Below are 14,960 nucleotides of genomic sequence, written 5' to 3' on the forward strand. Positions count from 1 at the left end.
CCGGGGTGTCCCGGTGCCTTGCCGGGCCAAAACCGGGATGTGTCTTTCTCTGCCTTGATAATGGAGCCCCACAAGCGGGGGCTTGTGTTTGCATACAACGATGATTTGAAGCGGGCCCACCGCTGTTCTGGAGCACGACTGAAGATGGCTGATTCCTTTTCCTACGAACAACTGATCGCCTCGGGCGAGGGCCGGCTGTTCGGCGCTGACAGCGGGCGCCTGCCGCTGCCGCCCATGCTGATGTTTGACCGCATCACGCACATCGACAGCGATGGTGGCGCGCACGGGCTGGGAAAGATCCGCGCCGAACTTGACGTGCGCCCGGACCTCTGGTTCTTTGCCTGCCACTTCCAGGGCGACCCGGTCATGCCCGGCTGCCTGGGGCTGGACGCCATGTGGCAGCTCATCGGCTTTTACCTGACCTGGCTGCAATTGCCTGGCCGCGGCCGGGCGCTGGGCGCGGGCGAGGTCAAGTTCACCGGCGAAGTGGGCCCGGACGTGAAGCTCGTCACCTACGAAATCGACATCAAGCGCGTCATCAAGCGCAAGCTGGTCATGGCCATTGGCGATGCCCGGCTGCTGGCCGATGGCAAGGAAATCTACGTGGCCAACGACCTGCGTGTGGGCTTGTTCAAACGCGAGGAAGATGGCGCCGCACAAGGAGCCGCAGCATGAAACGCGTGGTGATCACGGGCGCGGGAATTGTCTCGTGCATCGGCAACGACATGGGCACCGTCACGCAGTCGCTGCGGGAGAGCCGCTCGGGCATCCGTGCCATGCCGCAGTTCACCGAGCTGGGCATGCGCAGCCAGGTGGCGGGCGTGCCGCAGATCAACCTCGAAGAGCTGATCGACCGCAAGCAGCTGCGCTTCATGGGCGATGCGGCAGCCTATGCGCACATCTCGCTGGCCAACGCGATCGCCGAATCGGGCCTCACGCCCGAGCAGGTGTCGCACCCGCGCACCGGCCTCATCATGGGCTCGGGCGGCGGCTCGCCCGCCAACCAGATCGAGGCGGCGGACATCCTGCGCAGCAAGGGCATCCGCCGCGTGGGGCCCTACCAGGTCACGCGCTGCATGAGCTCCACCGTGTCCGCCTGCCTGTCGACCAACTTCGGCATCAAGGGCATCAACTACTCCATCACCTCGGCCTGCAGCACCTCGGCCCACTGCATCGGCGCGGCCGCCCAGCAGATCGCCTGGGGCATGCAGGACGTGATGTTCGCCGGCGGCGGCGAGGAGGTCACCTGGGGCATGGGCCTGCTGTTCGACGCCATGGGCGCCATGTCCAGCGCCTACAACGCCACGCCCGAGAAGGCCTCGCGCGCCTATGACGCCAACCGCGACGGCTTCGTGCTGTCGGGCGGCGGCGGCGCCGTGGTGCTGGAGAGCCTGGAGCATGCGCAGGCGCGCGGCGCCACCATCCTGGGCGAGGTCATCGGGTTTGGCGCCACGTCCGACGGCGCCGACATGGTGGCCCCTTCGGGCGACGGCGCGATCGCCTGCATGCGCCAGGCCATCTCCACCGTGAGCGAACCCATCGACTACATCAACACCCACGGCACCTCCACGCCCGTGGGCGACGTGCCCGAGCTGCGCGCCATCCGCGAGGTGTTCGGCGACGCGATTCCGCCGTTCTCGTCCACCAAGTCGCTCACCGGCCACTCGCTGGGCGCCACGGGCGTGCAGGAGGCGATCTACTGCCTGTTGATGCTGCGCCAGGGCTTCATCGCGGGCTCGGCCCACATCGAGACGCTGGAGCCCGCCGCCGAGGGCATGCCCCTGGTGCGCGAGACGCGCGATGCGCCCATCCGCACGGCACTGTCCAACAGCTTCGGCTTTGGCGGAACCAACGCCAGCCTGGTCCTGCGCCGCTGGGACAACTGAGCCGCGAGGTTTTCAGCGCAACCCGCCATCCTGCGAGGGATGGGCGGGTTTTTTCATACCGCCTTTGCCGAAAGGGCTCGGTGCAGCAGCCCCGGCAGCATGGCCAGCATGCGCGTGGCCTGCAGCCCGGGGGGCAGGGCGCGCGCGTGGTAGCAGTACAGCGACATGGGCGGCAGCTCGTGCAGCTCCAGCGCCACCATGGTCCCGGGGTCGAGCTGGGTGGCGGTGAGAAAGTCGATCACCGTCCAGCCCATGCCCCGGCGCACCAGGTCCAGCGCCAGGCGCGAGGTCTGCACCTGCAGGCCCGGCCCCGCGGGCGTGCCCAGGCGCTGGGCGAGGTCGTCGATGGACTGGCGCATGGGGTCGTCCCCCACCAGGCGGATCACCGGCAACTGCGCCAGCCGGGCGCTGGGCGCCACGGCGCGCGGCGCGCGCGTCCACACGGACTGCGCCACCGCCAGGTACATGCGGCCGCTGACCAGCAGATCGCTGCGGATCTGCGGGTGCGGGTGCTTGTAGAAGCCCAGGCAGAAATCCACGCTGCGCGTGAGCAGGGCCTGCGTCATCTGGTCCTGGTGGATGGTGCGCACTTCCACGCCCACCTGCGGGTAGCGCAGCGCATGCTCCTGCAGCACCAGGGGCAGGAACTCGTGCGTGATCGAGGGGATGGCCGCCAGGCGCACGTCGCCCGTGTCGCTGGTGCCCAGGTTGCGCGCCGTGCGGCGCAGGGCGTCGAGCTGGCGGTGGATGCCCGTGGACTCGGTGGCCAGCACCTGCGCCTCGGGCGTGGGCGTGAGGCCGGCCGGCGTGCGCACGAACAGCCGGTAGCCCAGCTGCAGCTCGGTGTGCGCCACGGCCTTGCTCACGGCCGAGGGCGTGATGCACAGCAGCCGCGCCGCGGCGCTCATGTTGCCGGTTTGCAGAACGGCCTGGAACACCTCGAGTTGCCGCAGGTTCATGGCCAGGGTCCGGTGGTAGGGGTATGAGTGAAATTCACAAGAAGAGGCTGATTATTCCCTAACGATGTGTGTGACTCTCTCATACGATCCGGCACCGCCAACGAGCGGCCGGGTTGTCAGCGCATTCCGCTGGCCGCCTCTTCATAACAACTGTCTGGAGATTTCTGTCATGCGCATTTCCCCCCCCGTGCACCACTGGCTGGCCGGCCTGCTGCTGTCCGCCGCCTCGGCCGTGGCCATGGCCCAGGCCGCCAAGCCCCATGTCGTGGTGCTTGCCACGGGCGGCACCATCGCCGGTGCGGGCGCCTCGGCCGCCAACAGCGCCACCTACGCCGCGGCCAAGGTGCCGGTCGACAAGCTGCTGGCGGGCCTGCCGGAGCTGGCCAGCGTCGCCAAGGTCTCGGGCGAGCAGGTGTTCCAGATCGCCTCCGAGAGCTTCACCAACGAGCACCTGCTCAAGCTCGGCCAGCGTGTCTCGGCCCTGTCCAAGCAGGCCGACGTGGACGGCATCGTCATCACCCACGGCACCGACACCCTGGAAGAAACCGCGTACTTCCTGAACCTGGTCGTGCGCACGAACAAGCCCATCGTCGTGGTCGGCTCCATGCGCCCCGGCACGGCCCTGTCGGCCGACGGCGCGCTGAACCTGTACGACGCCGTGAGCGTGGCGGCCAGCAAGGACGCCGCCGGCAAGGGCGTGCTCGTCACCATGAACGACGAGATCCAGAGCGGCCGCGACGTGAGCAAGACCATCAACATCAAGACCGAGGCCTTCAAGAGCCAGTGGGGCCCGCTGGGCATGGTGGTGGAGGGCAAGAACTACTGGTTCCGCGCGCCCGTCAAGCGCCACACCGCCAATTCCGAGTTCAACATCGACGAGATCCAGGCCCTGCCCGCCGTGGACATCGTGTACGGCTACGGCAACATGAACACCACGGGCATCGAGGCCTACGGCAAGGCTGGCGTGAAGGCGCTGATCCACGCCGGCACGGGCAACGGCTCGGTGGCCGCGCAGGCGGTGGATTCGCTCAAGGCGCTGCGTGCGGCGGGCGTGCAGATCGTGCGCTCGGCCCGCGTGCCCGACGGTTTCGTGCTGCGCAACGCCGAGCAGCCCGACGACAAGTACGACTGGGTGGTGGCGCATGACCTGCGTCCGCAAAAGGCCCGCATCCTTGCCATGGTGGCGCTCACCAAGACCAATGACAGCAAGGAACTGCAGCGCATTTTCTGGGAGTATTGAAGCACCCCCTGAGGCGCTTCGCGCCTTCCCCCTGAAGGGGGACGCCCCCAGCGCGGCGGGGCGGCCCTTGCGCGGGGGCGCTGGCACAGGCCGCGCCCTTTGGTGGTGCAGCGGCCAGTGCGATGGATGGTTGATTTGACTTGGCGCACAACACGTGCGCCGACGGGCTACCCGCAAAGGTGGTCACTGGTACGCAACGGGCTATAGCCTGCGTGACTGGTTGGGAAGGCTGGTGCTCCAAAAGGGCTCCGGCCTTTTTTCATGGGCGCGGGCCGATGTTGCTGGCGCTGCCGCAGCACGTGCGGCTGCGCGCCGTAAAATCACTGGTTTGCGCGCGCGAGGCCCGTCCTTGCTACCTTTTGGGTGGCAGGCGCCGGGGCTGGCATCCGCACCGCCTTTTCTTCTTTTTTTCCCCTTACTTGCTCGGCCCTGGCTTGCCAGTGCCTCAGCCAAAGACGCCATGTTGACATTCCAGCAAATCATTTTGAAGCTGCAGTCCTACTGGGACGCGCAGGGTTGCGCCCTTTTGCAACCCTATGACATGGAAGTGGGCGCCGGCACATCGCACACCGCCACCTTCCTGCGCGCCATCGGCCCCGAGCCCTGGAAGGCCGCCTACGTGCAGCCCAGCCGCCGCCCCAAGGACGGCCGCTACGGCGAGAACCCCAACCGCCTGCAGCACTACTACCAGTACCAGGTGGTGCTCAAGCCCGCACCGGCCAACATCCTGGAGCTGTACCTGGGCTCGCTCGAAGCCCTGGGCTTCGACCTGAAAAAGAACGACATCCGCTTTGTCGAAGACGACTGGGAGAACCCCACGCTCGGCGCCTGGGGCCTGGGCTGGGAGGTGTGGCTCAACGGCATGGAAGTGACGCAGTTCACCTACTTCCAGCAGGTCGGCGGCATCGACTGCAAGCCCGCCACGGGCGAAATCACCTATGGCCTGGAGCGCCTGGCGATGTACCTGCAGGGCGTGGACAACGTCTACAACCTGAAGTGGACCGACACGCTGAGCTACGGCGACGTGTACAAGCAAAACGAGGTGGAGCAGTCCACCTACAACTTCGAGCACAGCGACGCAGACTTCCTGTTCACCGCCTTCAACGCGCACGAAAAGCAGGCCAAGTACCTGATGGAGCAGCAGCTGGCGCTGCCCGCCTACGAACAGGTGCTCAAGGCTGCGCACAGCTTCAACCTGCTGGATGCGCGCGGCGCGATCAGCGTGACCGAACGCGCTGCGTACATCGGCCGCATCCGCAACCTGGCCCGTGCCGTGGCGCAGAGCTACTACGAGAGCCGCGAGCGCCTGGGCTTCCCCATGGCACCGCGCGAGTGGGTGGAGCAAATGGCCAAGAAGGCAGCCTGAGCGGACGAAAGAGAACAAGAACATGACGACGACCCAAAACCTTCTCGTAGAACTGTTTGTCGAAGAGCTGCCGCCCAAGGCGCTGCAAAAGCTGGGCGATGCCTTTGCCACCGTGCTGGGCGACCAGCTCAAGGCGCAGGGGCTGGCCACGGCAGCGTCCGTGGTCACGCCCTTTGCATCGCCCCGCCGCCTGGCCGCGCATGTGACCGGCGTGGCCGGCAAGGCGGCTGACAAGGCCGTGCAGCAAAAGCTCATGCCCGTGACCGTGGGGCTCGACGCCAGCGGCAACGCCAGCCCGGCGCTGCTCAAAAAGCTGCAGGCCCTGGGTGCGGATGTGTCCGACCCGGCGGCTGCCGTGGCGGCGCTCAAGCGCGCGCAGGACGGCAAGGCCGAGGCCCTGTTCTACGACAGCGTGGTGCCCGGCGCGACGCTGCAGGACGGCCTGCAGAAAGCGCTGCAGGAGGCGATTGCCAAGCTGCCCATCCCCAAGGTCATGAGCTACCAGCTCGAGACCGACTGCGAACTGCCCGGCTGGACCAGCGTGAACTTCGTGCGCCCCGCGCACGGCCTGGTCGCGCTGCACGGCAGCACCGTGGTGCCGGTGAAGGCGCTGGGCCTGTCGGCGGGCAACAGCACGCAGGGCCACCGGTTTGAAGCCGCCGTGTCGCCCGTGGTGCTGGCAGACGCCGACAGCTATGCCGCCACGCTGCGAAAAGACGGCGCCGTGATCGCCTCCTTTGCCGAGCGCAAGGCCGAGATCGCCCGCCAGCTGGCCGCGGCCGCCGCCCAGGTGGGCAACGGCGCGCGCCCCATTGAAGACGAGGCGCTGCTCGACGAAGTGACCGCGCTGGTCGAGCGCCCCAACGTGGTCACCTGCTCGTTCGAGACCGAATTCCTCGACGTGCCGCAGGAGTGCCTGATCCTCACGATGAAGGCCAACCAGAAGTACTTTCCGCTGCTGGACGCCGCGGGCAAGCTCACCCACAAGTTCCTGGTGGTGAGCAACATCAGCCCCGAAGACACGAGCTTCGTGACCGGCGGCAACGAGCGCGTGGTGCGCCCGCGCCTGGCCGACGCGAAGTTCTTCTTCGACCAGGACCGCAAGAAGACCCTGGCCTCGCGCGTCGAAGGCCTCGGCAAGGTGGTCTATCACAACAAGCTAGGCACGCAAGGTGAGCGGGTTGAGCGGGTGCGGGCCATTGCCAAGGCGATTGCTAAAGCGCTTTCCCCAAGCTACGGCTCTCCTGAGGTGCAGGGCCCTGCGCTTGAACTTGCTGTTGATACGGCCGCACAACTCGCCAAGACCGACCTCGTCACCGACATGGTGGGCGAGTTCCCCGAGCTGCAGGGCATCATGGGCGGTTACTACGCCCTGAACGACGGCCTGGGCGAGACCGTGGCCCACGCCATCGAAGACCACTACAAGCCCCGCTTTGCGGGCGACACGCTGCCGCGCAACACCGCCGGTGTGGTGGTGGCGCTGGCCGACAAGCTCGAAACCCTGGTGGGCATGTTCGGCATCGGCAACCTGCCCACCGGCGACCGCGACCCGTTCGCGCTGCGCCGCCATGCGCTGGGCGTGATCCGCATGCTGGTCGAAAAAGACCTGCCGCTGCAGCTCAACGACCTGCTCGCCGGTGCGGTGCCCGCCTTTGGCGACAAGATCACCGACGCATCCGCGCAACTTGCCGACTTCATCTACGACCGCCTCGCCGGCAGCCTGCGCGAGCAGGGCTACCGCGCGCAGGAGGTCGACGCCGTCATGGCCCTGCGCCCGCAGCGCCTGGCCCTGGTCGAAAAGCAACTGGCGGCCGTGCGCGCCTTTGCCGCGCTGCCCGAAAGCCCGGCCCTGGCCGCGGCCAACAAGCGCGTGGGCAACATCCTGAAAAAGGCCGAGGTCGAGGGCCCGGTGGATGCCCACGTGAACCCCGACCTGCTGCAGGAAAAGGCCGAGCAGGACCTGTACGCCGCGCTGCAGCGCTTCGTGCCCGAGGCCAATGCCCAGTTCGACGCGGGCGACTACACCGCCAGCCTGCAAACCCTGGCCGTGCTGCGCGCGCCGGTGGATGCGTTCTTCGACGACGTGATGGTCAACGCCGAGCAGCTGGATGTGCGGATGAACCGCCTGGGCCTGCTCAAGATGCTGCACAACGCGATGAACCGCGTGGCCGACCTCTCGCGCCTGGCCGTTTGACCGGATGGCCCAAGCTGATAGGCTGGCGATTCTCACAAGGTAACCAAGCCCCATGAAACTCGCCATCCTCGACCGCGACGGCACTCTCAACCCGCTGGGGGAGGACTACATCACCTCCGCCGACGAGTGGACCGCCGTGCCGGGCGCGCTCGAAGCCATCGCGCGCCTGAACCATGCCGGCTGGCATGTGGTGGTGGCGACCAACCAGCCGGGGCTGGGCCGGGGGCTGTTCGACGTGGTGGCCCTCAATGCCATCCATACCAAGATGCACCGGCAGGTGGCCGCCGTGGGGGGGCGCATCGACGCGGTGTTCTACTGCCCGCACGCGGCCGACGAGGAGTGCGCCTGCCGCAAGCCCGCCCCGGGCCTGCTGGAGCAGATCAGCGACCGCTATGGCGTGGAGCGGCAGGACGTGCGGGTGGTGGGCAGCTGTGCCGCCCATCTGCAGGCCGGCGCCGCGCTGGGCGCGCAGCTGCACCTGGTGTGCACGGGGCAGTCGGCCCAGGTGCACCCCGGCGGGCCGCTGCCGGCGGGCATTCCGGCGGGCACGCTGGTGCACGCCAGCCTGGGGGATTTCGTGGACCAGCTGCTGCCCGCGGTGCAGGTGCCGGCGGCAGCGCTGGCGGCCATTCCCCTGCCCCTGCAAGGCAGTGCCCCATCGTCTTGATGCTATTAATTTAATAGCTGCCAGCGCTTGATGATCAAGCGCTGGCAGCCGAAAACTCCTAAAAATGGCTTTTATCCGTTCCGTCATTCACCTTCTCTGGATGGGCATCACCGTCGTGCCCTATGCGCTGGCCATCATGCTGGGCACCCTGCTGGGCGTGCGCGGAGGGCCGCTGTACCGCATCGCACGGGCATGGCTGTCGCTGTGCATCAGCGGTGCCCGGGTGATCCTGGGCGTCCGCGCCCATGTGACCGGCATGGAAAACCTCCCGCAGGGCGAGAACGCCGGGGCCGTGCTGCTGGTCAAGCACCAGTCCACGTACGAAACCTTCCTCATGCCCACGATCATGCCGCGCCCGCTGGCCTACGTGTTCAAGAAGGAGCTGCTCTACGTTCCCTTCTTTGGCTGGGCGATTGGCCGCCTGGACATGATCCACATCGACCGCAACCAGCGCACGCAGGCGTTCAACAAGGTGGTGCAGCAGGGCAAGGACCTGCTGGCCAAGGGCATCTGGATCATCATGTTCCCCGAGGGCACGCGCATCGAGCGCGGGCGCAAGGGCAACTACAAGACCGGGGGCACGCGCCTGGCCATCGACACCGGCGCGCCCGTGGTGCCCATCGCCGTGACCTCGGCCAAGGTCTGGCCGCGCAAGGCCTTCATCAAGCGGCCCGGCGTGGTGGACGTGTCCATCGGCAAACCCATTTCCAGCGTGGGCCGCCAGCCCGACGAGCTGATGCGCGAGGTCGAGGCCTGGATCGAGGCCGAGATGCGCCGCCTGGACCCCGAGGCCTATGAGAACACCCCCTGAGCTGCTTCTCCTGAAGTGCCGCGCTGCGCGAGGGCGCCACCAGCGCATGCCGGCAAGGCGCCGCCAGCGTGGCGGGGCGGCCCTGGCGCGGCGGCCGCTGGCCTGGGAAGCGCCGGTGCCGGATGCTCTGGATGGCTGCTCGTCGCTGGGGAGCTATTGATTCCATGCACCGGCTTGTGCAATTGGCGCTCGACCTTTTCGACCCGCCGGCCGCACCGGTTGCGGCATCGGCGGTGCAGGCTTCAGGTTTCAAGCCTGGAGCGCCGCTGGCGCAGAATGATCAAGCGCCGGTAGCTCCTAGAACGATAGCAAGCAGGCCTGCGGCACCGGCGGTGCCCTTGCCGTCCCTGCTGTCCCCGGCCGAGTTCCGCCACCCGCAGGCCAGCCGCGAAGTGCTGCTGGGCGACGCCGTGGTCGCCTATGCGCTGCAGCGCGCGCGGCGACGCACCATCGGCTTCACCGTGGGCGCGGATGGCCTGTCCGTGCGCGCGCCCAGCTGGGTGACCCTTTCGGCGGTGGACGCCGCGCTGCGCGACAAGTCGGACTGGATCCTGCGCAAGCTGTCGGAGGCCCGCGAGCGCCAACAGCGCATGGAGGGCGGCCGCATCCTCTGGGCCCATGGCGCGGTGCTGCCGTACCTGGGCGAGCCGCTCACGGTGGTGCTGGACCCAAGCCATGGCTTTGCCGGCAGGGGCGGGGCGCTGGTGCCGTCCGTGCCGCCCTCGGCCGGGGAAGAGGGCATCGCAGTCGCCCGCAGCCTGCACATCGGCCTGCCCCACAGTGCCAGCGCCGCTCAGATCCGCGACGCTGTGCAGGCCTGGCTCATGCGCGATGCACGCCGCCACTTCACCGCGCGGCTGGACCACTTCGCCCCGCTGTTGGGGGTGCGCTGGGCCAGCCTGCGCCTGTCCAGCGCGCAGACCCGCTGGGGCAGTGCCAAGGCCGACGGCTCCATCCGCCTGAACTGGCGCCTGCTGCACTACCGCCCGGCCATCATCGACTATGTGGTGGCGCACGAGCTGGCCCACCTGCGCGTGATGGACCACAGCCCGCGCTTCTGGGACACCGTGGCCACCGTGGTGCCCGACTACGCGGTGCTGCGCAGCCGCCTGCGCGATGAACCCGCTCCGTTGTGGGAGTGACGCATTCGCCCCTGTGGCGGGCCGTGGGCCCGTCCCGTGGACCGGTTAACCGAGATGAAAGGAGCTAGCTGATGACCATCCCAACGATCACTCCCGCCGAAGGCTACGCGGGCGATGTCACGCCGCAGCAGGCCTGGCAGTGGATGCAGGCCGGCCAGGCCGTGCTGGTGGACGTGCGCAGCGACGCCGAACGCGAATGGGTGGGACAGGTGCCCGGGGGCGCCGCCGTGGCCTGGAAGCAGTGGCCAGGCATGGCCCTGAACGCCGGATTCGACACCCAGCTGCGCGCGGCCGCACCCGCCGGCGCCACGCTGGTGATGCTGTGCCGCAGCGGCGTGCGCTCCATCGCCGCGGCGCGGCGCGCCACCGAACTCGGCTTCACGGCCTACAACATCCTGGAAGGTTTCGAGGGAGATGCCGACGCCCAGGGCCAGCGCGGCAGGAAGGGCGGCTGGCGCTTTCACGGGCTGCCCTGGCGGCAGAACTGAGAGACGACCCGCCGGTGCGCGCGATGGGCGCGCCCAAAAAAAAGCGGGCCTGGTGGCCCGCTTGCCCGTCAGGACGTCTTGCCCTGCTCAAAGCGGCGGAATGCGCAGCTTCTGGCCGGGGTAGATCTTGTCGGGATGGGTCAGCATGGGCTTGTTGGCCTCGAAGATCGCGGGGTACTTGTTGGCGTCGCCATAGAACTTCTTGGCGATGGCGCTGAGCGTGTCGCCGCGCACCACGTCGTGGTACTGGGCTTCGGGCTCGGGATTGGTCACTTCCATCAGGTTCTCGACGCTGGTCACGCTGGCCACGTTCCCGCAGCACAGGGTGACTTTTTCCTTGGCGCCTTGCGTGGGGGCGGTGCCCTTCACGGTGACCTTGCCCTGCGTGCCGTCGAACGCCACCTGCACGTTGCTGGCGCCCAGGTTCTGGGCCGCGATGTAGGTCTCGATGGCCTTGGCCGCCTTGGCATTGAGTTCATCCTGCGTGGGCGCAGCGGCCGTGGCTGCCTGGGCCTCCTTGCCGCCGAACAGCTTTTCGCCGGCTTCCTTGATGAAACTGAAAAGACCCATGTCGTACCTCCTAAAGTTGCAGAAACAGGAACGACCACTGTAGCGTGCAAAGCGTGGCGCTGGTGTGTCGCACAGGCGCGCGAAACGATTTTTGACATTCTTTCCGCGCCATCCCGCCGCCGGCGCCTGTCGCCGCGGGTACGCGGGGGCGCCGCAAAACTCGGGATAATCCCCCGCATGACATTTCTGGCCATCGACGTCGGCAACACCCGTCTCAAATGGGCGTTGTACGACGCTCCCCGCCCCGGGGCTGCGCTGCTGGCGCATGGCGCCGAGTTTCTGGATCACATCGACCGCCTGGCCGAGGGCAGCTGGGCGCCCTTGCCGCACCCCCAGCGCATGCTGGGGTGCGTGGTGGCGGGCGACGCCGTCAAGCGCCGGGTCGAGGAGCAGATGGAGATCTGGAACGTCGAGCCCTCGTGGGTGGTGTCGTCGGCGCAGGAGGCAGGCCTTGCCAACGGCTACGACCATCCCTCGCGCCTGGGCTCCGACCGGTGGGTCGCCATGGTCGGTGCGCGCCACCATGTGCTGCGCCAGGGCCCGGCGCGGCCGTTGGTGGTCGTCATGGTGGGCACGGCGGTCACGGTGGAGTGCATCGACACCGAGGGCCGGTTCATGGGCGGGCTCATCCTGCCGGGCCACGGCATCATGCTGCGCGCGCTGGAGTCCGGGACCGCCGGGCTGCACGTGCCCACGGGCGAGGTGCGCATGTTTCCCACCAACACCAGCGATGCCCTCACCAGCGGCGGCACCTATGCGATCGCGGGGGCCGTGGAGCGCATGGTGCAGCACGTCATCCAGCACTGCGGCGAGGAGCCGGCGTGCCTGATGACCGGCGGCGCGGGCTGGAAGATGGCGCCCAGCATGACGCGCCCTTTCGAACTGGTGGACAACCTGATCTTCGACGGCCTGCTGGAGATTGCCTTGCGCCGCTTTGCCGGCTGACCTGGAGCGCGGACTTCGCGGCCCGGCCGCATTCCGCGGCGCCACGGGCGGTCCTGGATTTTCAGGACGGGCGCGGCCAGGCCAGGGGGTGTTCCGAATTCAATCTTCCAGTTCGGCGCGCGCCATCTCCACGTCCAGGCGCTCCATCGCATCGGCGGGTTCGCTGGCGGCGGCCTTTTCGTAGAACCCGGTGGCTTCCTTCATCTTCTTGTCGCCTTCGAGCATGACCAGGGCGTTGGCGTATTCGATCATGCAGATGGCCGAGCCGGGGTTGAGCTTGAGGGCTTCCTGGAACAGCTTGAGTCCGGTGTCCTTCTTCGCGCCGTAGGTCATGCCGCCAATCAGCGAGCCCACCTTGTCGATCACCTCGGCATGGAATGCGCCCAGCGCGATGCGTGCATCGGCGTGCTTGGGCGACAGCGCGATGGCCTTTTCCAGCGATTCCTTCACCTTGCCGCCCAGGCCCTGCGCCAGCGCCTTGGCCACGCTGATGCCCTGGCTGTAGCGGCCCAGCGCGTAGGCGTGCCAGTACCAGGCATTGGCGTTGCCGGGCTCCGCAGCGGCCTGCGCCTCGGCGCGCTCCGCCACCTGGGTGAAGAGGTCGAGCCGGGTCTTTTCCCTTTGCTCCAGGTAGTTGGCGTAGATGGAGGCTGCCTTGTTGGCCACCGTGATGCCAGGGCCGCCGGCCGCCAGGCCGGCCGCCGCTGCCTTCTCGAAGTCGCCGTTGTGGAACATCGCCCAGGCTTCGAGCACCGCGGTGTCCTTGGGGCAGGGCTCGGCATCGCCGCTGTGCAGCCGGGCCCAGTGCTTCTTGACGCTCGCGGCGTCGAACGCATAGTCGCCTGCGTGGGGGAAGGGGGTCCATTTGGCCATGGTGTGTGTCTCCTGAAGTTCTTGTGGGAGGGGGGTTGCCCTGTCGTGCTGCCGTGAGGCGGGTGCTTGCTGTCTGCGCCTATCCCGGCGCAGCGGCGTAAGCGCCCACCAGCTCCAGCAGGTGGGCCCGCTGGCTGCTTTCGAGGTAGGGCATGAGCAGGTTCAGCACATGGTGGGCGCCGCGCAGGAGCGCGGCCTGGGCGCTTTCAGGCTCCAGCGCGCGGCGCGGGTCGCGCACGTACTCGAAGCTCAGCCAGTAGGTCAGCACCACCACCATGCTGGTGGCGGTGGCTTCCAGCTCGCGCGAGTCGATGTGCAGGCTGTCCGCGCGGCCCATGCCATCGAGCATGGCGCGCACGGCCCGGGTCTTGTTCTTGAGGATGGCCTGGAAGTGGGTTTCCAGGCGCCGGTTCTTGGACAGCAGGTCGTTCAGGTCGCGGTACAGGAAGCGGTACTGCCAGATCAGCTCGAACAGCGTGTGCATGAAGAACCAGGCATCCTCCACATTGCGCACGCCGTCACTGGCCGTGAGGAGTTCGGTGAGCGAGCGTTCGTAGCGGTCGAACAGCGCGTTGATCAGCTCATCCTTGGCGGGATAGTGGTAGTAGAGGTTGCCCGGGCTGATGCGCAGCTCGGCGGAAATCAGGGTGGTGGAGACGTTGGGTTCGCCGAACCGGTTGAACAGGTCCAGCGTCACTTCCAGAATGCGTTCTGCGGTGCGGCGTGGCGCTTTCTTCACCATGTGTGCGGGCCCCTTCGCGTCGTTTTGCGTCGTTGTTTCGATGTCTCTGGTGGTTACTCTAACCGACACAGAAATGCTGCACTGCGGCATCGCGCCTGCATATCAGCGCCGCTGCGTCCCTGCCGTGGGCGGCCTGGCGCGAGGGAGTGGGCTCCGGCCAAAAAAAGCGGCCAACACGCTCTCGCGCGTTGGCCGCTTTTTTTCAGGGGCGGCACGGTGGTGTTGCCTGCCGCCTGCCTGATGTGCAATCAGCTGCCCGATGGGGTGTTGGCGCCGGTGTCGGCTGCCGCGCGTGCGGCAGGCTTCTTGGCGGCGGCCTTCTTGGCCGGAGCGGCCTTGGCGGCGGGCTTTGCAGCCGCCTTGGCAGGGGCCGCCTTTTTCGCGGGGGCCTTCTTGGCCGGGGCCTTGGCGGCGGGCTTTGCGGCAGCTGCGGCCTTGGCGGGGGCTGCCTTGCCGCCCTTGGCCAGTGCATCCACGCGGGCGCTCAGTGCCTGCAGGTCGCGGGCCGATGGCACGCCCAGCTTGGACAGGGCCTTGGCGACGCGGTCTTCAAAGATGTTCTCGAGCTTGTCCCACTGGCCCTGGGCCTTGGAGCCGATGTCGCTGGCCATGGTGGTCACGCGGCTGGTGGCCTCGGTGATCTTTTCCTCGGCCACGGCCTGGGTCTTGCGCTGGATGGTCAGGCCTTCCTTGACCAGGGCTTCGAACACCCGGCCGCCTTCTTCCTGCGCCTTGGAGAAGGCGCCCAGGCCCGCCAGCCAGATCTGCTGGGCGGAGTCCTTGACGGTGCTGGACAGTTGGGCGTTGCTCTTTTTCTTGTCGGCGCTGAGTTTCTGCAGTTTCTTGACCATGGGGCCTCCGTTGTGCGGTTGGGTGGGTTTGCCAGGGCGGATTGCCTCTGACGCATGGCCGCACTGTACGCCGCGCGGCGCGCAAGGTGTAGGCGCGCGCTCCTAAAAATGTAGAGCGTGCCGTCTAGCCCGCGCCGGGCTGCGGGCCCTAGGATCGGCGCGGGTTTCTGCTGAATCGGTGCGCGCAGGCCTTGGGCAAGAATGAAGCTATCTCACAGGAGTTTTC

The 14,960-nt window shown here is 67.6% G+C and carries 15 protein-coding genes; 10 read left to right on the forward strand and 5 right to left on the reverse strand.

Annotated features, from left to right (window positions below; genetic code table 11):
• The first annotated feature begins 144 nt into the window (after positions 1-144).
• A complete protein-coding gene (gene fabA, locus AC1RCS_RS03170) occupies positions 145-675 on the forward strand; it encodes a 3-hydroxyacyl-[acyl-carrier-protein] dehydratase FabA (protein WP_218293165.1) in 531 nt (176 codons plus the stop codon).
• Positions 672-1,886, forward strand: coding sequence for a beta-ketoacyl-ACP synthase I (fabB, locus tag AC1RCS_RS03175; RefSeq protein ID WP_218293166.1), 1,215 nt, complete (start codon positions 672-674; stop codon positions 1,884-1,886). The genes fabA and fabB overlap by 4 nt, the downstream gene beginning before the upstream one ends.
• A 53-nt stretch (positions 1,887-1,939) precedes the next feature.
• On the opposite strand, the gene AC1RCS_RS03180 is transcribed toward fabB, so the two are convergent.
• Positions 1,940-2,845, reverse strand: coding sequence for a LysR family transcriptional regulator (locus AC1RCS_RS03180; protein ID WP_492244265.1), 906 nt, complete (start codon positions 2,843-2,845; stop codon positions 1,940-1,942).
• 169 nt (positions 2,846-3,014) lie between these two features.
• Between AC1RCS_RS03180 and AC1RCS_RS03185 the strand changes: the two genes are divergently transcribed.
• The 7 genes from AC1RCS_RS03185 (at position 3,015) to AC1RCS_RS03215 (ending at position 10,753) form a co-directional block, all read left to right on the forward strand.
• Positions 3,015-4,085 (forward strand): type II asparaginase, encoded by a 1,071-nt coding sequence (locus AC1RCS_RS03185; RefSeq protein ID WP_492244266.1) that lies wholly within the window; start codon positions 3,015-3,017, stop codon positions 4,083-4,085.
• A 460-nt stretch (positions 4,086-4,545) separates the two neighbouring features.
• Complete coding sequence (gene glyQ, locus AC1RCS_RS03190) at positions 4,546-5,451, forward strand: glycine--tRNA ligase subunit alpha (RefSeq protein ID WP_056413984.1); 906 nt, start codon at positions 4,546-4,548, stop codon at positions 5,449-5,451.
• A gap of 22 nt (positions 5,452-5,473) precedes the next feature.
• Complete coding sequence (glyS, locus tag AC1RCS_RS03195) at positions 5,474-7,645, forward strand: glycine--tRNA ligase subunit beta (protein ID WP_492244267.1); 2,172 nt, start codon at positions 5,474-5,476, stop codon at positions 7,643-7,645.
• 52 nt (positions 7,646-7,697) lie between these two features.
• Positions 7,698-8,312, forward strand: a complete 615-nt coding sequence (gene gmhB / locus AC1RCS_RS03200) for a D-glycero-beta-D-manno-heptose 1,7-bisphosphate 7-phosphatase (protein WP_492244268.1) — start codon at positions 7,698-7,700, stop codon at positions 8,310-8,312.
• 64 nt (positions 8,313-8,376) lie between these two features.
• Positions 8,377-9,123 carry a lysophospholipid acyltransferase family protein gene (locus AC1RCS_RS03205; RefSeq protein WP_218293171.1) on the forward strand — a complete coding sequence of 249 codons (747 nt, stop codon included), beginning with the start codon at positions 8,377-8,379 and terminating at the stop codon, positions 9,121-9,123.
• 164 nt (positions 9,124-9,287) lie between these two features.
• On the forward strand, positions 9,288-10,265 hold the full coding sequence (locus AC1RCS_RS03210) for a M48 family metallopeptidase (RefSeq protein ID WP_492244498.1): 978 nt from the start codon (positions 9,288-9,290) through the stop codon (positions 10,263-10,265).
• Between the two features lie 71 nt (positions 10,266-10,336).
• Positions 10,337-10,753: a rhodanese-like domain-containing protein gene (locus AC1RCS_RS03215; protein WP_218340516.1), complete on the forward strand. Its 417-nt coding sequence runs from the start codon at positions 10,337-10,339 to the stop codon at positions 10,751-10,753.
• Positions 10,754-10,840: 87 nt separating this feature from the next.
• On the opposite strand, the gene lysM is transcribed toward AC1RCS_RS03215, so the two are convergent.
• Entirely contained in the window at positions 10,841-11,323 is a 483-nt protein-coding gene (gene lysM, locus AC1RCS_RS03220; RefSeq protein WP_218293174.1) for a peptidoglycan-binding protein LysM, read from the reverse strand.
• Between the two features lie 177 nt (positions 11,324-11,500).
• On the opposite strand from lysM, the gene AC1RCS_RS03225 reads away from it, so the two are divergent.
• Complete coding sequence (locus tag AC1RCS_RS03225; RefSeq protein WP_218293175.1) at positions 11,501-12,268, forward strand: type III pantothenate kinase; 768 nt, start codon at positions 11,501-11,503, stop codon at positions 12,266-12,268.
• A 99-nt stretch (positions 12,269-12,367) separates the two neighbouring features.
• Here AC1RCS_RS03225 and AC1RCS_RS03230 read toward each other — a convergent pair whose 3' ends face one another.
• The 3 genes from AC1RCS_RS03230 to AC1RCS_RS03240 all read right to left on the reverse strand — a co-directional run bounded on the left by AC1RCS_RS03230 (position 12,368) and on the right by AC1RCS_RS03240 (position 14,734).
• Entirely contained in the window at positions 12,368-13,141 is a 774-nt protein-coding gene (locus AC1RCS_RS03230) for a tetratricopeptide repeat protein (RefSeq protein WP_218293176.1), read from the reverse strand.
• A gap of 79 nt (positions 13,142-13,220) precedes the next feature.
• Positions 13,221-13,883, reverse strand: a complete 663-nt coding sequence (locus AC1RCS_RS03235) for a TetR/AcrR family transcriptional regulator (protein WP_218293177.1) — start codon at positions 13,881-13,883, stop codon at positions 13,221-13,223.
• Positions 13,884-14,131: 248 nt separating this feature from the next.
• The gene (locus tag AC1RCS_RS03240; RefSeq protein WP_218293178.1) at positions 14,132-14,734 is read right to left on the reverse strand and encodes a phasin family protein; all 603 of its coding nucleotides are present in this window, start codon (positions 14,732-14,734) and stop codon (positions 14,132-14,134) included.
• Positions 14,735-14,960 lie beyond the last annotated feature (226 nt).

The sequence above is a fragment of the Acidovorax sp. GW823-FHT01C06 genome (assembly GCF_058798375.1).

Bases quoted from the DNA above. Each gene is read 5' to 3' on its own strand.
- lysM (WP_218293174.1), bottom strand. From the start codon at position 11,323: ATGGGTCTTTTCAGTTTCATCAAGGAAGCCGGCGAAAAGCTGTTCGGC.
- gmhB (WP_492244268.1), top strand. From the start codon at position 7,698: ATGAAACTCGCCATCCTCGACCGCGACGGCACTCTCAACCCGCTGGGG.
- AC1RCS_RS03240 (WP_218293178.1), bottom strand. From the start codon at position 14,734: ATGGTCAAGAAACTGCAGAAACTCAGCGCCGACAAGAAAAAGAGCAAC.
- glyQ (WP_056413984.1), top strand. From the start codon at position 4,546: ATGTTGACATTCCAGCAAATCATTTTGAAGCTGCAGTCCTACTGGGAC.
- fabA (WP_218293165.1), top strand. From the start codon at position 145: ATGGCTGATTCCTTTTCCTACGAACAACTGATCGCCTCGGGCGAGGGC.
- glyS (WP_492244267.1), top strand. From the start codon at position 5,474: ATGACGACGACCCAAAACCTTCTCGTAGAACTGTTTGTCGAAGAGCTG.
- AC1RCS_RS03225 (WP_218293175.1), top strand. From the start codon at position 11,501: ATGACATTTCTGGCCATCGACGTCGGCAACACCCGTCTCAAATGGGCG.
- AC1RCS_RS03205 (WP_218293171.1), top strand. From the start codon at position 8,377: ATGGCTTTTATCCGTTCCGTCATTCACCTTCTCTGGATGGGCATCACC.
- AC1RCS_RS03230 (WP_218293176.1), bottom strand. From the start codon at position 13,141: ATGGCCAAATGGACCCCCTTCCCCCACGCAGGCGACTATGCGTTCGAC.
- AC1RCS_RS03210 (WP_492244498.1), top strand. From the start codon at position 9,288: ATGCACCGGCTTGTGCAATTGGCGCTCGACCTTTTCGACCCGCCGGCC.
- fabB (WP_218293166.1), top strand. From the start codon at position 672: ATGAAACGCGTGGTGATCACGGGCGCGGGAATTGTCTCGTGCATCGGC.
- AC1RCS_RS03185 (WP_492244266.1), top strand. From the start codon at position 3,015: ATGCGCATTTCCCCCCCCGTGCACCACTGGCTGGCCGGCCTGCTGCTG.
- AC1RCS_RS03180 (WP_492244265.1), bottom strand. From the start codon at position 2,845: ATGAACCTGCGGCAACTCGAGGTGTTCCAGGCCGTTCTGCAAACCGGC.
- AC1RCS_RS03235 (WP_218293177.1), bottom strand. From the start codon at position 13,883: ATGGTGAAGAAAGCGCCACGCCGCACCGCAGAACGCATTCTGGAAGTG.
- AC1RCS_RS03215 (WP_218340516.1), top strand. From the start codon at position 10,337: ATGACCATCCCAACGATCACTCCCGCCGAAGGCTACGCGGGCGATGTC.